This window comes from Synechococcus sp. A15-28 (assembly GCF_014280175.1).
Lineage (GTDB): Bacteria > Cyanobacteriota > Cyanobacteriia > PCC-6307 > Cyanobiaceae > Parasynechococcus.
Map to the genome: position 1 here is coordinate 1315341 of NZ_CP047931.1, position 19663 is coordinate 1335003.

Below are 19663 nucleotides of genomic sequence, written 5' to 3' on the forward strand. Positions count from 1 at the left end.
CTTGATGAGCGACACTCTGCCCCTGCTTCTGCGTGCAGCCCGCGGTGAGGTGGTGGAGCGTCCTCCCGTATGGATGATGCGTCAGGCGGGGCGTTACATGAAGATCTACCGGGATCTTCGCGACAAGTACCCCAGCTTCCGCGAACGCTCCGAGAACCCCGATCTCTCCTATGAGATCTCCATGCAGCCGTTTCACGCCTTCAAGCCCGATGGTGTGATCCTCTTCTCCGACATCCTCACGCCCTTGCCGGGGATGGGGATTGATTTCGACATCATTGAGAGCAAGGGACCCCAGATCGGTGATCCGATCCGCTCCATGGAGCAAGTCAATGCCCTGCGACCGCTGAATCCAAGAGAATCGATGCCCTTTGTCGGGGACGTGCTCGGTCGTCTCCGCCAGAGCGTCGGCAACGAGGCCGCCGTGCTCGGTTTCGTCGGCGCCCCCTGGACCCTGGCTGCCTATGTAGTGGAAGGCAAAAGCAGCAAGAACTACGCGGTGATCAAGGCCATGGCCTTCCAGGAACCCGAGCTGCTGCACAAACTGCTCGATCACTTCGCTGAGTCGATCGCCAACTACCTGCGCTATCAGATCGACTCCGGCGCCCAGGTGGTCCAGATGTTCGACTCCTGGGCCGGACAACTCAGTCCTGCCGATTACGACACCTTCGCCGCTCCATATCAGAAAAAGGTGGTGGACCTGGTCAAGCAGAGCCATCCCGACACCCCCTTCATCCTCTACATCTCCGGCAGTGCCGGAGTGCTCGAACGGATGGCCACCACAGGGGTGGACATCATTTCGCTGGATTGGACCGTGGACATGGGAGAAGCCCTGGCCCGCCTGCCGGAGCACATCGGTGTGCAGGGGAACGTCGATCCCGGTCTTCTGTTCGGCACCCCTGAGGCCATTGAGGCCCGCATCGACGACTGTGTGCGCAAGGCCCGTGGTCGGAAGCACATCCTCAACCTGGGCCACGGCATTCTGCCGGGAACACCTGAGGAGAACGGCGCTGCCTTCTTCCGCTCGGGCAAGAGCGTGATGGACCGCATCGGGGCCGTCGCTTGACGCGGATCCTGATCACCGGCGCCAGCGGCTGCGTCGGTCAATACATCTGCCAATGGCTGCTGCAGCACTCCGATGCGGAGTTGCTGCTCTGGTTACGGGATCCGTCCAAACTCACGGCGGTTCCTGCAGACCATCCCCGGATCCAGCTGTTGGTGGGTGACCTGCGGGACACCGACCGCTTTGTGGCGGAACTGGCAACGGTGAACCGGGTGATTCATACCGCGACCGCCTGGGGAGATCCAGACCGGGCGGAGCAGGTGAATGTGGTAGCGGTGAAGCGACTGTTGCAACTGCTCAATCCCCTGGTGGTGGAGCAGATCATCTACTTCTCAACCGCCAGCATCCTGGATCGTGACCTGAGGCCATTGCCGGAGGCTCTGGCCTACGGCACCGAATACATCCAAACCAAAGCACGCTGCCTGGAACAGCTTGAGCAGCATCCACTGGCCGCCAAGATCATTGCGGTTTTCCCAACCCTGGTGTTCGGTGGGCGTGTCGACGGCACCAGCCCTTTCCCCACGAGCTATCTCACCGAGGGCCTGGCGGAAGCGAGTCGTTGGCTCTGGTTGGCGCGCTGGCTTCGGGCCGATGCCAGCTTCCACTTCATCCATGCGGAGGACATTGCCCGGATCTGCGGTCAGTTCGTCACACGCCCCCATGAGCCGAACCGTGAGCCAGGCCAGGGGGCCCTGCGACGGGTGGTGATGGGGCAGCAGTCGATCAGCGTCGACGACGCCGTGGCAACACTCTGTCGTTGGCGCGGTGTGGCCAGAACTCCTGGGATCCCGCTGTGGCCCTGGCTGATCGAAACCCTGATCAGGATCCTCCCGATCGAGGTGAATGCCTGGGACCGATTCAGCATCCGCCAACGCCATTTCATCCATGAACCGGTCAGCGCCCCCGAGCGTTTCAACGGGGACAGTCATGCCCCGACCTTGGAAACAGTTCTTAGCGATTCCGGCCTACCCAACCGCGGCAGCCCCAGAACCCAGCGTAAAGTCACATCAACGACCTAATTCACTCATGCGGTCCGTCCTTCGCACCTTTGCAGCTGCCTGCTGCGCCCTCCTGATCCTGATCGGCCTGAACGTCGGTACTGCCCAGGCTGCCACCGTTGAAGTCAAACTCGGCACCGACGCCGGCATGCTGGCCTTCGAGCCCTCCACCGTGACGATCAAGTCCGGTGACACCGTCAAGTTCATTAACAACAAGCTGGCCCCCCACAACGCTGTGTTCGAGGGTCACGACGAGTACAGCCACGGCGACCTGGCCTTCAACCCTGGCGAAGCCTGGGAAGAGACCTTCACCGAAGCTGGCACCTTTGACTATTACTGCGAGCCCCACCGCGGTGCTGGCATGGTCGGCAAAGTGATCGTCGAGTGATCAGCTGACCACTGTTCAACCTTGAGGGTTGAGTGTTGTTGAACCCCGGATCGTGTTTCAAACATGGTTCGGGGTTCTTTCATTCCACGGATGTGATCGATAGCTTGGAACAACCAACCAAGCTTCAAGGTGAGATTCGCCGGTCTGTTACTGCTGTTGCTTGCCTTGATCGGGCCGGTGCTGCTTCCCACTCCAGCTCAGGCGCTCGATAGCGCCTCCTTCGAGCAGGGGGAGCAGATCTTCAGCAGCAACTGTGCGGCCTGCCACATGGGTGGTGGCAATGTGATCCGGGCCAATCGCAGCCTGAAGATCCGTGATCTCAATGCCCATCTCGAGGAGTATCAGCAGGATCCTCTCGAGGCGATTGAGCACCAGATCGAAGCTGGTAAGAACGCCATGCCGTCCTACGAGGGCAAACTCAGCGAAGCCGAAATCATCGCCGTGGCCACCTACGTGGAACAGCAGGCCGAACTGGGCTGGTGAAGTGATGAGCCGCGAAGCTCTCGGGGATTTTCTGCGGGCGATCGAGCGTCATCGGCCGCTGCGACGCGAGGCATCAGCCTGTCGCAACGAAGCTGAATTGATGGCTCTGGCCCACAGCCTCGGCTTTTCCATCACCGAACAAGATCTGTCCCAGGATCATCAGGACACCAGCATGGGCCACTGGTTCGCAACCAGCCGGATCCGTCGCTCATTTCATTCACCATCTCCCTGATGGCCGTTGTCATCCTGCTCAGTGATTTCTTGGACGGCACGAGCATGGCTCTTGCCGAAGAAACCGATGCGCCTGACCTGAATGCATTCATGACGGCCAATCAGGGCCAGCTGTGGGCCAGTGTTCTGCACCGACGCCAGCAGAAACAGCTCACGGCGGTGAGGCGAGGGCCTGGAACCATCTATTTCGCAAGGGATACAGCTGCAGCCGCAGCGGTGGAGGCTTATCTCAGCTGCGACACGGGGTCAGCGGCAGAGCAGGCGGCCCATACCGCCATGCGGAATGCCGGCGTTGAAATCGCTCCCCATGTTGGGACCGACGACGAGCGCCAGACGTTGCTTGATGGCCAGCTGCGGGGATTGACACCTCAGGCAAGGGCGCAGGGGTTTGGCGAATGAGCATTGCCGAGAACTCCCTGGGCCTCAGCACTGTTGCTGACTTGATCGACTGGACGACGTCCTACCTCCACTTCAAACATGTGCTGGAGCAGGTCCCCCTTCAACCAGAGGAAGCTCAGAACTATCTGGAGGCCTTCACCCCTTTTCGGGAACGATTCGCAAAGGAGATGAACAAACAGGCCATCCTCGAGGCTCGATTGCCGAAGGAAATGCGCGACAAGATTGCGGCAGACAAGCCAAATCTGGTGCGGATCCGCGAGCTACTGGGCTGATCGCGCGGCCGACAGCACGGCCAGGTAGAGGTCTTCGTCGATCTCGCGGATGTCGTATTCGCTGGGCTTCATGCCGTGATGGTGTTCATGCACCACCATCCAGCAGCTGCGCTCCAGCTCTCCACCAGCGCTGGCCGACAGCTCCAGGCCTTTCTCCACCAGGGTTTGCACGAGCTGCGGATCAGACATACCGGATCAAAGATTCGGCGGACTCTAAAAAGCCGATCCGGTTTGCCGCCCCATGGCGCGTGCTCCCAACCGAAGGATTCGGGTTCCCCCCTCCGGCCTTGGAGCCATCGCCATACGGTGACTTCAGTTTGAACCGCATCACCGATGCAACCCACGGCGGAACAGTTCACCGAACAGGCCTGGGCCGCCATCGTCGTGGCTCAGCAACTCGCCCAAGCCTCCAGGCATCAGCAGCTGGAAACGGAGCATCTGCTGCTGGCGCTGCTTCGCCAGAACGGCCTGGCCGGGCGAATCCTCAACAGATCTGGGGTCGACACCACCAACTTCGAGGCCAGTGTTGACGGCCATCTTCAACGACTGCCCAGCCTTGGATCCGCACCGGAATCGGTGTTTCTCGGCCGATCCCTGAACAAGGCCCTCGACCAGGCCGAACAGCAGCGGGATCGATTCGGCGACAGCTACATCGCCATTGAGCATCTGCTGCTGGCCCTGGCGGAGGATGATCGCTGCGGCCGGCAACTGTTCAGTCAGGCCGGGGTGACCACCAAAACGCTCAACGAGGCCATCACAGCGGTGCGCGGCAACCAGACGGTGACAGACCAGAACCCAGAGGGCACCTACGAATCCCTCGAGAAATATGGCCGTGATCTCACCGCAGCAGCCCGTGACGGTCAGTTGGACCCGGTGATCGGTCGGGATGAAGAAATCCGCCGCACCATCCAGATTCTCAGCCGCCGCACCAAGAACAACCCCGTTCTGATCGGAGAACCCGGTGTCGGCAAAACTGCGATCGTGGAAGGGCTGGCGCAGCGCATCGTCAACGGCGACGTTCCCCAGGCTCTGCAGAACCGACAGCTGATTGCCCTGGATATGGGCGCACTGATCGCCGGGGCCAAATACCGCGGTGAATTCGAGGAACGACTCAAAGCGGTGCTGAAGGAGGTCACCTCCTCCGATGGACAGATTGTGCTGTTCATCGATGAGATCCACACCGTGGTGGGTGCTGGCGCCAGCGGTGGCGCCATGGATGCCAGCAATCTGCTCAAACCGATGCTGGCCCGGGGTGAACTGCGCTGCATCGGCGCCACCACCCTCGATGAACACCGGCAGCACATCGAAAAAGACCCTGCCCTGGAGCGCCGCTTCCAGCAGGTGCTGGTGGATCAGCCCACGGTGGTGGACACGATTTCAATCCTGCGGGGCCTGAAGGAGCGCTATGAGGTGCACCACGGCGTGCGCATCGCTGACAGTGCCCTAGTGGCCGCCGCCATGCTCAGCAGCCGCTACATCACCGATCGCTTCCTGCCGGATAAGGCCATCGATCTGGTGGATGAATCTGCCGCGCGGCTGAAAATGGAGATCACCTCCAAACCGGAACAGATCGACGAGATCGATCGCAAGATTCTGCAGCTGGAGATGGAAAAGCTTTCCCTTGGCCGCGAGTCCGACAGTGCCAGCCAGGAGCGGTTGCAACGGATCGAACGGGAGCTGGCGGAGCTCGGGGAGCAGCAGAGCAGCCTCAATGCCCAGTGGCAGCAGGAGAAAGGAGCCATCGATGAGCTGTCATCTCTGAAAGAGGAGATCGAACGGGTGCAACTCCAGGTGGAGCAGGCCAAACGCAACTACGACCTCAACAAGGCGGCTGAACTCGAATACGGCACCCTGGCCACGCTGCAGCGGCAACTGCAGGACAAGGAAAGCCAGTTGGAACACGAGGACGGGACAGACAAAACCCTGTTGCGGGAGGAGGTCACCGAGGACGACATCGCCGAGGTGATCGCCAAGTGGACCGGCATCCCCGTGGCCCGTCTTGTGCAGAGCGAGATGGAGAAACTGCTGCAGCTGGAGGACGACCTGCACCGACGGGTGATCGGCCAGAACCAGGCGGTCACCGCTGTGGCCGATGCCATCCAGCGCTCTCGGGCTGGCCTCAGTGATCCCAATCGACCAATCGCCAGCTTTCTGTTCCTTGGCCCGACGGGTGTGGGCAAGACCGAACTGTCCAAAGCGCTGGCCAGTCGCCTCTTCGACAGCGACGACGCCATGGTGCGCATCGACATGTCGGAATACATGGAGAAACACACCGTCAGCCGACTGATCGGAGCCCCTCCGGGCTACGTGGGTTATGAGGCCGGCGGCCAGCTCACCGAAGCCGTGCGTCGACGGCCCTACGCCGTGATTCTGTTCGACGAGGTGGAAAAAGCCCACCCCGATGTGTTCAACGTGATGCTCCAGATCCTCGATGACGGCCGCGTCACCGACGGCCAGGGACGCACCGTGGATTTCACGAATACGGTGCTAATTCTTACCAGCAACATTGGCAGCCAGTCGATCCTGGAGCTCGCCGGTGATCCCGATCGGCATGGGGAGATGGAGCAACGCGTCAATGAAGCGCTCAAGGCCAAATTCCGTCCGGAATTTCTCAACAGACTCGACGATCAGATCATCTTCCGCAGCCTTGAGAAAGAGGAATTGCGCCGAATCGTGTCACTCCAGGTGGAGCGTCTGAGCGGGCGACTGGAACAACGCAAGTTGGAGCTTCGACTCAGCGAGGCCGCTGCCGACTGGCTGGCCACCATCGGTTTTGATCCTGTGTATGGAGCAAGACCCTTGAAGCGAGCCATCCAGCGTGAACTGGAAACACCTATCGCCAAAGCGATCCTGGCTGGACAGCTCAGTGAGGGAAAGACCGTGGATGTTGATGTTGATGGAGAAAAACTCTCAATCCGTTGAGCTGGCCTGCAGGGTTGTAACAAGCAAAAGAATCCCAACAGCAATCGCTTGTCCAAAGATGGCCAGGACCACCCCCGACATCCCATGGCTGAACAAGCCGATAGAAATGGCTGGGTTGTAAATCCCTGATTGAGTCAAGCCGCCGATGAGAGCGAGGAAACCCAGTCCTCCTCCGATGACAAGACCGGAGAGAGGTTGAGCGAAAGGACAGATCCGCCCTTCATCACTCCAACGGAGGATCAAGGCATACAGAGCCAGGCTGAAGACAACTTCTGGAATCAATCCATCCAAGACAAATGCGCTGCTGGTGCCGCTTGCAGGCGTGAGCGCGAAACCGATTAGTGCGCCGATGATCTGAGCCACGATGTAACTTCCAGCCTCAGTCAAGGACTCAGTCGAACGAAACGCCGTCCTGCCAAAACGCTGCTGCGTCAGAAGAACGGTCACTGCAGGGTTGAAATGGGCACCGCTGAAACGCCCAATGACATGGATGAGCAAGGCAAGGCAAAGACCGATGCCCATCGACTGCTCAAATCCATTCATGTCAGCAGTACCGACTCGACTGATGGTGAAGGCAAGCAGGGCAGTGCCCAGGGCCTCAAGACCACTGCGCTGAACCAAAGGAAGCATCGTGAGCCTGGGGAGTTAGCGCACCGCCTCAAACCAGGGCGGCACAGAGCGAACCTGCGCAGCATTGCGCGAATTTTCGCGAGCTTCAACCGCCCAGCAACAGCTGCGTCCGGAATCACGCTCCTTCAGCAAGGCGTTGGCCCAATCCCAGACAAGGGCCGCTGTCGACTCCATCCCAACGTTCTCCATCACCCGCAGATCGAGCGCTCCCTGCCCATGCAACCGTCGCCAGTCCTCCAGAAGAGGGTCGTCGGAATTCACAAGAAACGTGTGGTCAAACTGCTCGCGCAGTTGCTGCTCCAACGGCCGCAGACTGGAGAAATCGACTACAAAGCCACACGCATCCAGCTCCGTTGCGGCAAACCACAAGGTGAAACTGCGGCTGTACCCATGCACGAAGCGGCAGTGGCCGGAATGACGCCACTGCCGATGGCAGCAGGGGTAATTCTCGAACTGTTTGCTGCAGGTGAAACGCGTGGGAGCTTCGGGCACGGCTGGCGACAGGGCGGAATCAGTCAGAACGCTGCGGGAGGATCAAGGGAGAAACCAAGGCCTGATGCAGCCCCTCAGCCCAGCCTTCATCGACCAACTCCGTTTTAACGAAGCGGGGTTGATCCCAGCGATCGCCCAAGACTGGCTGGATGGGGCTGTCCTGATGGTGGCCTGGATGAATCGGGACTCGATTCAACAAACCTTGAGCAGCGGCGAGGCTCATTACTGGAGTCGATCACGGCAGGAGCTCTGGCATAAAGGCGCCACCAGTGGTCACACCCAATTGGTTCGGTCCATCCGCTACGACTGCGATGCCGATGTGCTGCTGCTGACCATCGAACAGAGCGGCGAGATCGCCTGCCACACGGGTGCCCGCAGTTGCTTTTTCGAGCAAAACGATCAAAGGTCGAAGGGAGGCTCCCAGGCTCTCCCCCCACCTGCCGATGCCTGCACCGAGCTGTTCCGCGTGATCGAGGGAAGGCGAGACACTCCGGAGGAAGGGAGCTACACCAACAAACTGCTGGAGGGCGGCGACAACAGGATCCTCAAGAAAATCGGTGAGGAGAGTGCTGAATTCGTGATGGCCTGCAAGGACGACAATCCCGAGGAGATCGCCGGAGAGGCCGCCGACATCCTGTTTCACATGCAGGTGGCCCTAGCGCACCACGGGGTGAGCTGGCGTCAGGTGCAGGAGGTGCTGGCCGCCAGGCGAGGGGCACCCCGCCGCCATTGATTCAGGGAAGACAGGGACTATCACTGCTGATCACCACCTCATCTCCCAGCTGAAGCGTGCCCAGCAATGTCTTCAAGGTGTCCTGTTTCACATTGATGCAACCACCGGTCAGCGCCTGACCGACACGACGCTCATCGTTGGTGCCATGGATCGCGAAGCTGTACCAGCGGAACTTGCCGTCATAGGTGTTGAACTGAAACGGTTGATCTGTGGGAGGAACCGGCGCCAGGCTGATGTATCCGCTGCCGTATTCGCCGGACTGGCCATCACCCTTGAAATCGATGGCACTCATGTTGCGGAACAGTGAGTCCTGCAGCTCCGCTTCGCTTTTGCCGGATCGTTCCACCAGGTCCTCCTCCATCGCGAAATCGCTGTCACTGAGGATGGCGTTGACGCGAAACCTGCCCAGCGGAGTCCACCCATCCTGAAAGCGGGTCCCTGCACAGGCGAGCCCGAGGCGGCCGAAGCCGATGGGAAAGTGCAGCGTCGTCTCACCAACCTCCAGAGTTCCCTCACTGGCCGAAGGATTCTCCGCATCCAGCTGAATACGAACCAATCGACTGGCCTCTGTCGTCTGTCCAGTCGCGTCCCCCTGATCGTTTCCGCTGGCGCAGCTGGTGACGGTCACCAGCACGACCAGCGACATCAGCGAACGGATCGAGAACACGGCAATCGGATCACTGACGCCAGCTTGTCGACATCACGCTCGCCGCGCACGGTCCTTCGAGGGTTCGATGGCTCAGGGATGTTGCTTGGGATCGCCAAAGGCAGTGTCCTTTCGGCGCAGCCAATTCAGCGTCTCGCGATCTCGATCGGAGAGCTGAAGCACGGGCACCTTGCCCTGGTGAACCGCCATGGCATCTCCAGGATCAGGACTGTGCCCCCAGAGCCCGAAGGCATGGCCCAACTCGTGCAACGCCGTGGCTTGCAACGCAGTCGCCCGAAGTTCCGGTGAAACAAGCACCGCCACCTCGGGCTCAAATCGCCACACGCCCTGCCTCCGAACCTTCACGAGCTGTAGTCGACTGCGACCGTTGCTGGCGCGCCAGCCACTGGCCGTTCGTCGCCTGGGAGGTCGTTGCCGCAATAGCCGTACATGGGCCTGTTCCGGAGTGTTGACGAGAACCACCGGCAAATGGTTTGACCAGGTGTCCAGTGCCGCCGTGACTGCCGTGAGCCAACGCTTCTGCCAACGATCAGGCGGATCACCCACAACTGGCTCAACCCAGACGCACCACTGCTGAAGTGAAGCCGGCCCCATCGAGGTGGTTGCCAAGGAGAGGCCGTACCCGGGTGCCTGAGACAGTGTGGAGCGGATCAATGGAGCCGTCTCCAGCAGCCGACTCTCCTGAGCTGGAGGACACGGCTCCACGGGCATCAAGCGGCGGGTAGCCCCACGCCCCGCGCCATCAGAGTTGCCAGGAAGGGGATGCTGGCGAACCCGACCAGTTCGATGTTGATGATCCAGGCCAGGCGGCTGGCCAGAGCCTCACTGACCTTCGGCAGCTCACCCTTTCGCAGGGGAATCGCCCAGAGGATGTAAGTGATTGTCGGGTAGAGGGACAGGCCGCCGACGGACAGATACAGACCGACCTTCCACCAGAACAGAGGGTTCTGCGTGTAGAACTCGGAACCCTGTCCGAAATGAAGCACCCGCAGAATGCCGCTGACCAGCAAAGCCAGCGCTGCGATGCCATAAACGATGTCGGTGATGACCATCGCTGTGGCTTCACCGCGATCAGGGTTGGCCTTGATCAGCTTGCGCTCCAGCACCAGGGCACCGAAGCAGAACATGAAACTCACGTAGTGCACGTAGGCGGCGCCTGCGTTTTTGGCGATATCGGCAGTGAGGGCCACAGCCAGGTGCATGGGATTCGACCGGAAAACGCCGCGACCCTAACCGGCCTGATGACAAAGGCATAAAAGATTGGCTTCAACAAACAGAAGAAAAGGTATAAACATTGCCGAATCATTAATTCCGCAGTCTTTATTACACCCGGAAAAGAAGAACACAAGCGTTCTAGGTTCAATTCAGCGACTAAGACCAGATGGTGAGCTCTCTGAGTGCCTTTCTTGGTGAAATCGGCCGCCACCAGTTACTGACCCCAGAGCAGGAACTCATGCTGGGGCGGAAGGTTCAGGCAATGGTTGCCATCACGGAACCCTGCACTCTTGCCGGAGGACAAGGTGATGCTTGCACATACAGCGACGAAGAAAAAGCGGTGATTCGGCGTGGAGAGCGGGCGAAAAATCAAATGATCACCGCCAATCTTCGGCTGGTTGTCAATCTCGCCAAGCGCTACCAGGGAAAGGGGCTGGATCTCCTGGATCTCATCCAGGAAGGGACCCTTGGCCTGACCCGTGCCGTGGAGAAGTACGACCCCACCCGAGGCCACCGCTTTTCGACCTACGCCTACTGGTGGATTCGTCAGGGACTCAACCGTGCTCTGTCCACCCAGAGCCGCACGATTCGCATCCCCGTCAACGTCAACGAAAAACTGACCAAGTTGCGGGCTGCCAAAGCGCGCTTGATGCAACGCAACGGTCTGACACCGACCGCGGAGCAACTGGCGGAACTCATGGAGATCCCGCTCTCCGAAGTCGAGGATCTGCTGGCCTGTGAATTGCGCAGCGTCACCGTGAGTCTTCAAGGGGTGGTGAAGTCAAAATCGGATCCCTCCGAACTGGTGGACGTTCTCCCAAGCGATGAACTGCCTCCGATGGAGCGGGCTGAAATCGCCGAACGATCCGCATCGGTGTGGACCTTGCTCGGCAAAGCCAATCTCACGCCCAAGGAGCGCACCGTGGTGACCCTGCGCTTCGGCCTCGACGGCACCAACGAGTGGCGCACCCTGGCCGAGGTGGCACGGCACATGAATTGCTCGCGTGAATATTGCCGTCAGGTTGTGCAGCGTGCCCTGCGCAAACTGCGTAAAACAGGTATTCAGAGTGGTCTGGTGGAATCGACACTCTGAACCGCCAACCTGCGAGGACCGTTGATGGCGCAATCCACTGAACGAGCATCCCAGGCCACCATTGATGCCACGGTCATCGACAGCGAACTGGTCGATGAAAATCTGCTGAAGCGGCTGCTGGTTCGTGCCGGGCGAACCTTGGCAACCCCTGCCCTGGAAGCACTGGAGCTGCTGCTGGATCCGAGCACGCCGTCACCAGTCCGTCTGACGATGCTGGCAGCCCTCAGTTACCTCTTGATGCCGGCCGACCTCATCCCGGACATCCTCCCGGTGGCCGGATTCAGTGATGACCTCGTCGCCTTGACGGCCGTGATCGGGGCCTGGCGAAATCACCTCACCCCTGCCATCCAGGCCCGGGCCCAGCGCAGACTGGATCAGTGGTTCCCACTGACACGCTGAGCATCGACCGATGGCTGCCTGGACCCCTGAACTGGAAGCAGATCTGAGTCAACTGCTGAAGGACTGGCTCAAGCAGCAAGGTCGCACCCAGGCAGACCTTCGCCGCAGCCTCAAGGCCGTCTCCACCCGGATGCCAGCGCTGCTGGAGGTTTTGGAGCGGGAACATCGGCTCAACGGCCTGTCCGGACTGGTGGCTCGGCTCTGCCGTGTTGAAGACGAGTGGCACGGCAGCGCTGATCATGCGGATGAAGCGACAAACCAAAGCGATCCCTTCGGCCAATTGGATCTCCTGCTCCAGGAAATTCGCCAGGACTGCCCCAGCTGAGACACTTCAGCGGCAAAGTGGTGATCAACAGCGAGGACCCAATGACCACGGCAACGTTGACCGCTGTCTGCATGCTGCTCCTGAGCGTCACCACAGCACTCGCTCCTGCTGCCAGAGCGCAATCGGAAGGCTGGATGCTGGGTCCCGGCAGCAAAACCGGCAAAGACAGCAAGGTGGTTCCCACCAATTGCGTGACGACAGCCGACGGCGCCATCACCTGAGACACCAAGGTCGAGACACCGTCCAGCAACACACCGGCCCGGCCTTACTACAACCCCTTCAACGACTAATTAAGCCGTGAATCGTTCCCGCAGGTCGCAAACGTCCTTTCTGACCGTCGTCGACTCCGGAGAACGGGAAGTTGCCCGGTTACTCACCCTGATCACCGGCGTCGTGATCCTGGCGGCGCTGGTTCAGCTGGTCACATCGCTTGGCTCCAAGCTTCTGACCGGATCGGAGGCCACCTGGCTCGGCGATGACCTGATCAAGGTGCTCGGTGATCTGCTGACGGTGCTTATTGCACTGGAAGTGCTCCAGAACATCACCAGTTATCTGCGCCGTCATGTGGTGCAGATTGAATTGGTCCTTGTCACGGCTCTCACGGCCGTGGCCCGCAAAGTGATTGTTCTGCCATCCGGCGCGGAAGACAAACCCCAATTACTGGTGGGCCTGGGAATTGCTGTGGTGTCCCTTTCAGCGGCTTACTGGCTGGTTAAACGGGCCAATGCAGGGCCAGCCAGAGTGTCCCTGGAGATGGATCCGTCCGTTCCACCCGATGACGACGATGCGGAGGACAGAACCAATGGTCACCCAAGCTGAGATCGATCTCTTCTGTGGGGTTCTCGCAACGGATGCGCGCACTGCCCCGCAGTAGTAAGACCCACTCGAATGACTCCTGACTCATCCATTCCCCAGGGGGGGTTGATGCGTCGTTGGAGTTGATCACGGTCAACCGCCAACGATCTCCTTCAAGCAGGGTGCGCTCAGATTCGCTTCCGGAAGCGGGAAGATCCTCACGCAGGAGGTTGTTGTCATCGACGGCAGGGATGTCCGGTTCCCCCCAGCGACGTGCAATCTCAAATCCCCAGGTTCTGGCGAGGGCCACAACTTCGTTGTGACTCGTGCAGGCAGCCAGCGATTGCCTGCGGTGATCATCACCATCAAGGCTCTGAACCAACTGCTGAAGCTGGTCCACCTTGTGCAGGAAGCGACTGAGATCCTGCTCTGTCATTCCCATCGCAACTCGGCATGCAGTGATCCTGGCAACAGACAGAGGGACTCTCAGACGCCGAAAGTCAGGAAGCCCTGATCTTTCCGCTCATGCCAACAGCGACCAAGGTTCTGACCATCGGAGATCTGGAAGCGGGCTTTGCGACGTACTGCCAAGCGCTGCGTCGGCTGGTAGCCGATGGTCGTGAGATGGACTCCATCCGTCGCACGATCTGCTGGGATTATCTGAATCGCCTGCACACCTCTCTGCCCCAGAGCTACCGCTCCCCTGAAGAGCTGGTGGCGCGTTACAAAAGGGCTTCGCTTGCTGCTGCTGCAAACTGAGCGGCAGTTGAACCATCCTTTGTGAACCGATTGATCGCCACCGCTGCAGCGGTCCTGATCCTGTTCACATCATTCATCAACAGCGCTCTTGCCGGTGAGATCCCCGGCGAGGGCGCTGTTTTGTTTGGCCAGCACTGCGCAGGCTGCCATGTGAACGGCGGCAATATCATTCGCCGTGGCAAGAACCTCAAGCTGGCCACCCTGCAACGCCAAGGACTGGATTCCACAGAGGCCATCGCCAACATTGCCCGGAATGGCATCGGCCAGATGAGCGGCTACAGCGACAAGCTCGGTGAAGGTGGTGATCAATTGGTGGCAGCCTGGATTCTCGAGCAGGCTCAGAATGCCTGGACCCAGGGATAGACCTCAAGCGCCGTCCAGATTCCCTGTTTCCAATAAATGTCGTCCTCCACAAGCTGACGGACGGTGCCCATCGTGTCGGCTTCGAAAATACCGAACACATGTGTGCTCCCTTCCGTTGGCCCCAGGGTGATCAGCACACCCTCGTCCTTAAGTGATTGCAGTCGCGACAAGTGTTCCTGCCGAAATGGCACACGTTTTTCAAGCGCATCGGCGCTGTATGTCCCCCACAGAACAAAACGAGCCATGGCAATTGGTGACGTCAGAGAGAATTTTTCCGAGAAAAGGATGGCACGAGGGGATGACCAAACGCTATGTTGTGTACGTTGATCACTTTCAAAACCAATGCTCACTGGGAGCGACCTTCTCAACAAAGTCAAAGAGCTGGGTGATGTCAGCAAGTCAGATCTGGTTCGCGCCTGTGGCTACGTCTCCAATAAAAAGGACGGCGGTGATCGTCTGAACTTCACTGCCTTCTACGAATCACTTCTGGAAGCCAAAGGTGTCAGCCTTGGCACCACCGGCATCGGTGGCGTCGGCAAAGGCGGCCGCAAGCTGAGCTACATCGCCACAGTTCAAGGGAATGGAAATCTGCTGATCGGCAAGGCCTACACAGCTCTTTTGGACCTCAAACCCGGCGATGAGTTCGAAATCAAACTGGGTCGCAAACAGATCCGTTTGATGCCTGTCGGTGGCTCTGAAGAAGACGAAGAGTGATCCTTCGCGGCACTTACAGAATCGGTTTGAGACCAGCCCAAAAGTCATGAAACCCCACGGCCCTGGCTTGTCCAGGGCTTTTTTTCATGAGAACGCAACGCTGTCATTCTCTGGTTCGGATCAATCAGCGGCGCTGCGAAGCTCCTTGCAGAAGCGACCGGCTTCCTCAGCAACTTGCCCCTCGCCAGCAGCCGCCATCCGCTTGACCAGCGCACTGCCAACAATGGCGCCGTCCGCCCCCCAGCTGCGCACCTGGCACACCTGATCAGCACCAGAGATGCCGAAACCGACAGCCACTGGAGCAGCAGAGGATTGCTTCAGCTTTTTGACAAGCCCCTCCACTCTGTTTTCCATCTGGGCCCGTTCTCCGGTGACACCCGTCACGCTGACCAGATAAGTGAAACCACGACTGCGTTGACCAATCCGCACCATGCGATCAGCAGGGGTCGTGGGTGCAACGAGGAGAACCAGATCCAGTCCCTGTCGTACCGCCAGAGGCGACAGCCGTTCTGCCTCCTCCAACGGCAGGTCCGGAACCACAAGCCCAGCGGCTCCGGCCGCTGCAGCGCGTTCACAGAACACCTCCATGCCCACATTCAGCAATGGGTTGGAGTACGTAAAAAGAATCACAGGAATGGTGAGGCGCCCCTTCAAAGAGCTCAGCATCTCCAACACGTTCCCCGGCGTTGTTCCGGCAGCAAGGGCTCTTGATGCAGCGGCCTGAATGACGGGACCATCCGCCAGAGGATCGCTGTAAGGCATGCCCAACTCCACCATGTCGGCCCCAGCCGCCTGCAGGCTCAGCAGGACCTCAGAGGTTGTTACCAGATCTGGGTCGCCAGCCATCAGAAATGGCATCAGGGCCAGACGCTTCTCCTGCTTGAGCTGCTCAAAACGCTGAGCGATGGGTGACAACTTCTGGCTCGACATCGCGACGCGACCGATCGGACTGCAACCCGGTGAGCCTATGAGCCAGAGGTCGCTTCAGATTCATCCATGCTGATCTTCTCAAGCAGAGCCTGTTGTTGCTCCGGAGACAACGCGTCGAACTTTTTCTGGAGGTCATCAGCCTCCTGTTCGTCGTACACCTCCCTGTACCGCCGGCGCTGCTCCATGTAAGTCATCTGGCCGGTGACAACGCGGAACAGATAAGACCCCGTCCACACCACCACGATCAACACCAGCAAAGACTGGGCCGCGATTCCGGCCGAAAATCCCTTCAAGCCGAGGGCATCAAAGCCGACATAGCCCGCTCCACCAAGCAGCAGAACGATCAAACCGATCAGAAGAACCTTGCCCCGGGTCAACTCAGTTCTCTCCCTGGCCGCTGAGTCGGAAATTCAGAAATGGAGCGAACACCACCATCCCCGGGAAGAAGAGGAACACCAGGCCATAGACGCCAAGCCGCTCCACCTTGCCCATCCGCGTCCAGCGGCTGTTCATCCAGAAGAACAGCGCCAGAGGCACCACCATCAGATAAAGCCCGCCAAGAAGGACGTAGGCGAGGATCACCAGGAGGGTGTCCTGCGGGATCGAGGAAACCAGGGACTGCAGGTCCAAGATCGAAAATCGAATGGTGGAAATCTAGGATGCTCCTCAAGGGGGCATGGCGGAATCGGTAGACGCACGCGACTTAAAATCGCTTGGGCTGAAAGGCCTGTGGGGGTTCAAGTCCCCCTGCCCCCATCCCGCCGACCTGAGACGTGGTCAGGCCGCCAGCAGCTCACTCAGACGGGTGCGGAACTCACCTTTGGGCATGCCGCCCTTGAGTTCTCCGTGGATGCTGAATTCACCGTCCGGATCATTCACCAGCAGATAGGTGGGCCAGCCCATCCCCTCCTTGTTGGGGTACTGCTTCAGCAGGATCTTGCGATATTTCCTGTAGGCCTCCGTGTCCTGAAGCATCACTGAGACGAAGTCGGCGCCGAGTTCCTCAGCCACCTTGGCGTCGTAGTGGCTCATCTTGTGGCAGGTGCCGCAATCCTCGGAACTGAACTTGATCACGTGCATGGCTGAAGCCTCCAGGGCAGCGTCTCCCCAGCATGGAAGGGAACCAGTCCGTTCACCAGCTGGGGCACGTGAACAGCAATCTTTTCAAGGGTGACCGTGTCGTTGTTCACCGGCAGGCCGTAGAAGGCCGGGCCGTTCAGGGAAGCGAACGCTTCGAGGTGATGCATCGCCTCTTCCTCTGCAAAAACCTGGGCATAGCTCTCCAGCGCATGGGGAGCATTGAAGATGCCAGCACAACCGCAGGAGGTCTCCTTGCCGGCTCTGGGATGCGGGGCGGAATCAGTGCCGAGGAAAAAGCGCGGATCTCCGCTGGTGGCCGCCCGCCGCAGGGCAAGGCGATGCTGCTCCCGTTTGACCACGGGCAGGCAGTAGAAGTCGCTGCGCAAACCACCGAGGAACATGGCGTTCCGGTTGATCTGCAGGTGATGGGGGGTGATCGTGGCCGCCAGATTGCGATCTGCAGAGCCCACGTAATCGACGGCCTCTTCAGTGGTGATGTGCTCGAACACCACCTTGAGCTCGGGATGACGGGTCCGCAAAGACCTCAGATGCCGCTCGATGAACACCGCTTCCCGGTCGAACACATCGATATCGGCATCCGTCACTTCCCCATGGATCAGTAAAGGCATGCCGATGGACTCCATTCGGCTCAGAACACGTGTGATCTGAGCCAGGTCGGTCACACCCGCAGCGGAATTGGTGGTGGCGTTGGCGGGGTACAGCTTGGCTGCGGTGTAAATCCCCTCCTGGAAGCCCCTCTCCAGATCATCCGGATCTGTGTTGTCGGTGAGATAAGCGGTCATCAACGGCGTGAAGGCCATCCCCTCAGGACAGGCCGAAAGGATCCGTTCGCGGTAGCGGCGCGCCGCATCCACCGATGTGACAGGCGGCCGCAGGTTGGGCATCACGATGGCCCGACGAAAACAACGGGCTGTGTGCGCCACAACCTTCTCCAGCATCTCCTCATCCCTGAGGTGGACATGCCAGTCGTCCGGAGCGGTGATCGTGAGCTGGTCAGCCATGGCCGGGAAGACCGTCCACCGCCAGGCGCAGAGCCGACAGGCGATCAGAGGTGAGATGACTCTCCGGCAGGCGGTCCAGAAGCTTCAGCTTGCGGAGACGGTTCTCGGTGCTGCCGGAAACGCCCACCATGAACACATCGCGCCCCACTTCCATCGCCTCCTTCACAGCATTCTCCAGCGCGATCGCAGCGGTCACCCCCAGATGGGACACCTCAGAGAGGTCAAACACCACGGCCTGGCAGTTCCCGATTGCGTTGTGCTCCCGGGAGATCGCCTTGGCGACACCGAAGATCATCGGACCAGCCAACTGGAACAGCAGCACCATGCCGGAGGCTCGATCCAGCAGCTGCTGCTCCTCCTCATTGAGCTCCACATCGTCATCGGTGGTGCTGATGGTCTTCACCTTTCTCGACTGAAGCGTGCTCATCCGATCAATGGTGAGCACGTTGGCCACGAACACCCCGATTCCCACGGCCGTGATCAGATCCACCAGCACGGTCAGAGCGATTACGCCATAGGTGATCACCGCTGCTTTCACCGACAGGTGATGAGCCCGCTGGAGAAAATCCCAGTCGATGATGTCAATACCCACCTTCACAGCGATACCAGCGAGCACCGCCAGGGGGATGCGTGAGGCCAACGGTGCTGCCAGAAGCACCACCAGCATCAGCACCATGGCCCGGACAATGCCCGATAGCGCTGTTCGTCCGCCGGACTGAATGTTCACCACCGTGCCCATGGTGGCTCCAGCACCGGGCATCGCCCCAAACAGGCCGGACACCACATTGGCCAGCCCCTGACCGATCAACTCTTTGTTGGAGTTGTGTTCGGTGCGGGTCAGGCTGTCGGCCACCACGGAGGTCAGCAGCGCATCAATGCAGCCGAGCATGCCCAGCACAGCGGCATCGATCACCATCAGACGAAGCTGATCGCTGGAGAAGGTCGGCAGCTGAAAGGTGGGGAAGGCGGCGGAAAACTCAGGAATCGTGCGAAGCCCGAACCCGCTGAACAGGGTCAGAGCCAACAGCGTGCCCACCACAAGAGCCAGCAACTGCGGCGGGCACACTTTTTTCACCGCTGAAGGCGTGAACCACAGAATGGCCAGGGTGATCACAGCCAGCAGGAGCTCCATGGGCTGGATTCCCTGCATCAAGGCAGGAATCGCCTCAAGCGTTCCTATCACCCCTCCCTTGGGAGTGGCTTGTCCCAGAAACGGCCCCAGCTGCAACAACACCAGGATGATGCCGATGCCGGACATGAAGCCCGAGATCACCGTGTAGGGCATCATCGTTACGTAACGCCCCAGTCGGAACAGGCCAAACAGGATCTGGAAAATCCCGGCCAGAACGCCGACGCTGAAGGCCATCGCCAAGGCCTGCTCCGGGCTGTCGGCTGTGGCGGTGAAACTGATGATCACCGAGGTGAACACCACGGTCATCGGGCCTGTGGGCTCCGAAATCAGCGTGGGGGTTCCACCAAACAGAGATGCCACCAGTCCGATGATCACCGCACCCCAGAGACCAGCGGCAGCACCGGCACCGGAGGCGATTCCGAAGGCCAACGCCATCGGCAGAGCAATCACGGCAGCTGTGAGTCCGCCGAACACATCCCCCTTCAGGTTTGTGGCGTTGATGCGGTTCAGCACGATCCGGCTCATCGTCAAGGGTTGCGACCTTAGGCGGCTTCTCAGCGT

Annotated in this window: 31 protein-coding genes and 1 tRNA gene; 18 read left to right on the top strand and 14 right to left on the bottom strand. The window is 59.8% G+C overall.

Annotated elements, in window-relative coordinates:
* Positions 1 to 4: 4 nt before the first annotated feature.
* The 7 genes from hemE (at position 5) to SynA1528_RS07515 (ending at position 3831) form a co-directional block, all read left to right on the top strand.
* Entirely contained in the window at positions 5 to 1063 is a 1059-nt protein-coding gene (gene hemE / locus SynA1528_RS07485; RefSeq protein WP_186586225.1) for a uroporphyrinogen decarboxylase, read from the top strand.
* Positions 1060 to 2079 carry an NAD-dependent epimerase/dehydratase family protein gene (locus tag SynA1528_RS07490; protein WP_186586226.1) on the top strand — a complete coding sequence of 340 codons (1020 nt, stop codon included), beginning with the start codon at positions 1060 to 1062 and terminating at the stop codon, positions 2077 to 2079. Before hemE ends, SynA1528_RS07490 begins: the two co-directional genes overlap by 4 nt.
* A 7-nt stretch (positions 2080 to 2086) precedes the next feature.
* Positions 2087 to 2446 (top strand): plastocyanin, encoded by a 360-nt coding sequence (petE, locus tag SynA1528_RS07495; RefSeq protein ID WP_186586227.1) that lies wholly within the window; start codon positions 2087 to 2089, stop codon positions 2444 to 2446.
* Positions 2447 to 2575: 129 nt separating this feature from the next.
* The gene (locus SynA1528_RS07500; protein WP_186586228.1) at positions 2576 to 2929 is read left to right on the top strand and encodes a c-type cytochrome; all 354 of its coding nucleotides are present in this window, start codon (positions 2576 to 2578) and stop codon (positions 2927 to 2929) included.
* 4 nt (positions 2930 to 2933) lie between these two features.
* Entirely contained in the window at positions 2934 to 3161 is a 228-nt protein-coding gene (locus tag SynA1528_RS07505) for a Nif11-like leader peptide family natural product precursor (protein WP_186586229.1), read from the top strand.
* A complete protein-coding gene (locus SynA1528_RS07510; RefSeq protein ID WP_186586230.1) occupies positions 3161 to 3559 on the top strand; it encodes a hypothetical protein in 399 nt (132 codons plus the stop codon). Before SynA1528_RS07505 ends, SynA1528_RS07510 begins: the two co-directional genes overlap by 1 nt.
* Positions 3556 to 3831 (top strand): hypothetical protein, encoded by a 276-nt coding sequence (locus SynA1528_RS07515; protein WP_186586231.1) that lies wholly within the window; start codon positions 3556 to 3558, stop codon positions 3829 to 3831. The genes SynA1528_RS07510 and SynA1528_RS07515 overlap by 4 nt, the downstream gene beginning before the upstream one ends.
* Here SynA1528_RS07515 and SynA1528_RS07520 read toward each other — a convergent pair.
* Positions 3820 to 4020, bottom strand: coding sequence for a DUF8662 family protein (locus SynA1528_RS07520; protein ID WP_186586232.1), 201 nt, complete (start codon positions 4018 to 4020; stop codon positions 3820 to 3822). The genes SynA1528_RS07515 and SynA1528_RS07520 overlap by 12 nt on opposite strands.
* A 144-nt stretch (positions 4021 to 4164) precedes the next feature.
* Between SynA1528_RS07520 and clpB the strand changes: the two genes are divergently transcribed.
* The gene (gene clpB, locus SynA1528_RS07525; protein WP_186586233.1) at positions 4165 to 6753 is read left to right on the top strand and encodes an ATP-dependent chaperone ClpB; all 2589 of its coding nucleotides are present in this window, start codon (positions 4165 to 4167) and stop codon (positions 6751 to 6753) included.
* Here the strand turns inward: clpB and SynA1528_RS07530 are convergent.
* Positions 6742 to 7383 carry an aquaporin gene (locus SynA1528_RS07530; RefSeq protein WP_353616591.1) on the bottom strand — a complete coding sequence of 214 codons (642 nt, stop codon included), beginning with the start codon at positions 7381 to 7383 and terminating at the stop codon, positions 6742 to 6744. The two genes, clpB and SynA1528_RS07530, sit on opposite strands and share 12 nt — an antisense overlap.
* A 15-nt stretch (positions 7384 to 7398) precedes the next feature.
* A complete protein-coding gene (locus SynA1528_RS07535; protein ID WP_186586235.1) occupies positions 7399 to 7875 on the bottom strand; it encodes a 6-carboxytetrahydropterin synthase in 477 nt (158 codons plus the stop codon).
* 64 nt (positions 7876 to 7939) lie between these two features.
* Here SynA1528_RS07535 and hisIE point away from each other — a divergent pair, with 64 nt between their 5' ends.
* Positions 7940 to 8608 (top strand): bifunctional phosphoribosyl-AMP cyclohydrolase/phosphoribosyl-ATP diphosphatase HisIE, encoded by a 669-nt coding sequence (hisIE, locus tag SynA1528_RS07540; RefSeq protein WP_186586236.1) that lies wholly within the window; start codon positions 7940 to 7942, stop codon positions 8606 to 8608.
* 1 nt (position 8609) lies between these two features.
* Here the strand turns inward: hisIE and SynA1528_RS07545 are convergent, their stop codons facing one another.
* The 3 genes from SynA1528_RS07545 to SynA1528_RS07555 form a co-directional block, all read right to left on the bottom strand.
* On the bottom strand, positions 8610 to 9275 hold the full coding sequence (locus SynA1528_RS07545) for a L,D-transpeptidase (RefSeq protein ID WP_286187773.1): 666 nt from the start codon (positions 9273 to 9275) through the stop codon (positions 8610 to 8612).
* A 72-nt stretch (positions 9276 to 9347) separates the two neighbouring features.
* Positions 9348 to 9986, bottom strand: a complete 639-nt coding sequence (locus tag SynA1528_RS07550; protein ID WP_186586238.1) for a zinc metalloprotease — start codon at positions 9984 to 9986, stop codon at positions 9348 to 9350.
* The gene (locus SynA1528_RS07555; RefSeq protein WP_186586239.1) at positions 9986 to 10477 is read right to left on the bottom strand and encodes a DUF2214 family protein; all 492 of its coding nucleotides are present in this window, start codon (positions 10475 to 10477) and stop codon (positions 9986 to 9988) included. The genes SynA1528_RS07550 and SynA1528_RS07555 overlap by 1 nt, the downstream gene beginning before the upstream one ends.
* Positions 10478 to 10656: 179 nt before the next feature.
* Between SynA1528_RS07555 and SynA1528_RS07560 the strand changes: the two genes are divergently transcribed.
* From SynA1528_RS07560 to SynA1528_RS07580, 5 genes are all read left to right on the top strand, one after another.
* On the top strand, positions 10657 to 11583 hold the full coding sequence (locus SynA1528_RS07560; protein WP_186586240.1) for a sigma-70 family RNA polymerase sigma factor: 927 nt from the start codon (positions 10657 to 10659) through the stop codon (positions 11581 to 11583).
* Positions 11584 to 11607: 24 nt separating this feature from the next.
* Complete coding sequence (locus SynA1528_RS07565; protein ID WP_186586241.1) at positions 11608 to 11982, top strand: YkvA family protein; 375 nt, start codon at positions 11608 to 11610, stop codon at positions 11980 to 11982.
* A 10-nt stretch (positions 11983 to 11992) separates the two neighbouring features.
* Entirely contained in the window at positions 11993 to 12307 is a 315-nt protein-coding gene (locus tag SynA1528_RS07570) for a hypothetical protein (RefSeq protein WP_186586242.1), read from the top strand.
* A 41-nt stretch (positions 12308 to 12348) separates the two neighbouring features.
* Positions 12349 to 12528: a hypothetical protein gene (locus SynA1528_RS07575; RefSeq protein ID WP_353616593.1), complete on the top strand. Its 180-nt coding sequence runs from the start codon at positions 12349 to 12351 to the stop codon at positions 12526 to 12528.
* 76 nt (positions 12529 to 12604) lie between these two features.
* A complete protein-coding gene (locus SynA1528_RS07580) occupies positions 12605 to 13126 on the top strand; it encodes a phosphate-starvation-inducible PsiE family protein (RefSeq protein WP_186586243.1) in 522 nt (173 codons plus the stop codon).
* Here the strand turns inward: SynA1528_RS07580 and SynA1528_RS07585 are convergent.
* Positions 13020 to 13538 (bottom strand): Nif11 domain/cupin domain-containing protein, encoded by a 519-nt coding sequence (locus tag SynA1528_RS07585; protein ID WP_186586244.1) that lies wholly within the window; start codon positions 13536 to 13538, stop codon positions 13020 to 13022. The genes SynA1528_RS07580 and SynA1528_RS07585 overlap by 107 nt on opposite strands.
* Positions 13539 to 13627: 89 nt before the next feature.
* Here SynA1528_RS07585 and SynA1528_RS07590 point away from each other — a divergent pair, with 89 nt between their 5' ends.
* Both SynA1528_RS07590 and SynA1528_RS07595 read left to right on the top strand, forming a co-directional pair.
* Complete coding sequence (locus tag SynA1528_RS07590) at positions 13628 to 13861, top strand: DUF3136 domain-containing protein (RefSeq protein WP_186586245.1); 234 nt, start codon at positions 13628 to 13630, stop codon at positions 13859 to 13861.
* A gap of 30 nt (positions 13862 to 13891) precedes the next feature.
* A complete protein-coding gene (locus SynA1528_RS07595; RefSeq protein ID WP_186588341.1) occupies positions 13892 to 14224 on the top strand; it encodes a c-type cytochrome in 333 nt (110 codons plus the stop codon).
* On the opposite strand, the gene SynA1528_RS07600 is transcribed toward SynA1528_RS07595, so the two are convergent.
* On the bottom strand, positions 14200 to 14469 hold the full coding sequence (locus tag SynA1528_RS07600; protein ID WP_186586246.1) for a YciI family protein: 270 nt from the start codon (positions 14467 to 14469) through the stop codon (positions 14200 to 14202). The genes SynA1528_RS07595 and SynA1528_RS07600 overlap by 25 nt on opposite strands.
* A gap of 97 nt (positions 14470 to 14566) precedes the next feature.
* Here SynA1528_RS07600 and SynA1528_RS07605 point away from each other — a divergent pair, with 97 nt between their 5' ends.
* Entirely contained in the window at positions 14567 to 14938 is a 372-nt protein-coding gene (locus SynA1528_RS07605) for an AbrB family transcriptional regulator (RefSeq protein WP_186586247.1), read from the top strand.
* A 120-nt stretch (positions 14939 to 15058) separates the two neighbouring features.
* On the opposite strand, the gene trpA is transcribed toward SynA1528_RS07605, so the two are convergent.
* Genes trpA through SynA1528_RS07620 form a run of 3 tightly spaced genes read right to left on the bottom strand, consistent with a single transcriptional unit; the run spans position 15059 to position 16498 of the window.
* Entirely contained in the window at positions 15059 to 15868 is an 810-nt protein-coding gene (gene trpA / locus SynA1528_RS07610) for a tryptophan synthase subunit alpha (protein ID WP_186586248.1), read from the bottom strand.
* 35 nt (positions 15869 to 15903) lie between these two features.
* Positions 15904 to 16245 carry a DUF3007 family protein gene (locus SynA1528_RS07615; RefSeq protein WP_186586249.1) on the bottom strand — a complete coding sequence of 114 codons (342 nt, stop codon included), beginning with the start codon at positions 16243 to 16245 and terminating at the stop codon, positions 15904 to 15906.
* A 1-nt stretch (position 16246) separates the two neighbouring features.
* On the bottom strand, positions 16247 to 16498 hold the full coding sequence (locus SynA1528_RS07620) for an NAD(P)H-quinone oxidoreductase subunit L (protein WP_186586250.1): 252 nt from the start codon (positions 16496 to 16498) through the stop codon (positions 16247 to 16249).
* Positions 16499 to 16538: 40 nt separating this feature from the next.
* Between SynA1528_RS07620 and SynA1528_RS07625 the strand changes: the two genes are divergently transcribed.
* Positions 16539 to 16624, top strand: a tRNA-Leu gene (locus tag SynA1528_RS07625).
* A gap of 21 nt (positions 16625 to 16645) precedes the next feature.
* On the opposite strand, the gene SynA1528_RS07630 is transcribed toward SynA1528_RS07625, so the two are convergent.
* From SynA1528_RS07630 to SynA1528_RS07640, 3 genes are read right to left on the bottom strand one after another with little or no spacing between them, the layout of a single operon-like run.
* Positions 16646 to 16948, bottom strand: a complete 303-nt coding sequence (locus SynA1528_RS07630; RefSeq protein WP_186586251.1) for a TlpA family protein disulfide reductase — start codon at positions 16946 to 16948, stop codon at positions 16646 to 16648.
* Entirely contained in the window at positions 16939 to 17970 is a 1032-nt protein-coding gene (pyrC, locus tag SynA1528_RS07635; RefSeq protein WP_186586252.1) for a dihydroorotase, read from the bottom strand. The genes SynA1528_RS07630 and pyrC overlap by 10 nt, the downstream gene beginning before the upstream one ends.
* Positions 17963 to 19627, bottom strand: coding sequence for a SulP family inorganic anion transporter (locus SynA1528_RS07640; protein ID WP_186586253.1), 1665 nt, complete (start codon positions 19625 to 19627; stop codon positions 17963 to 17965). Before SynA1528_RS07640 ends, pyrC begins: the two co-directional genes overlap by 8 nt.
* Positions 19628 to 19663 lie beyond the last annotated feature (36 nt).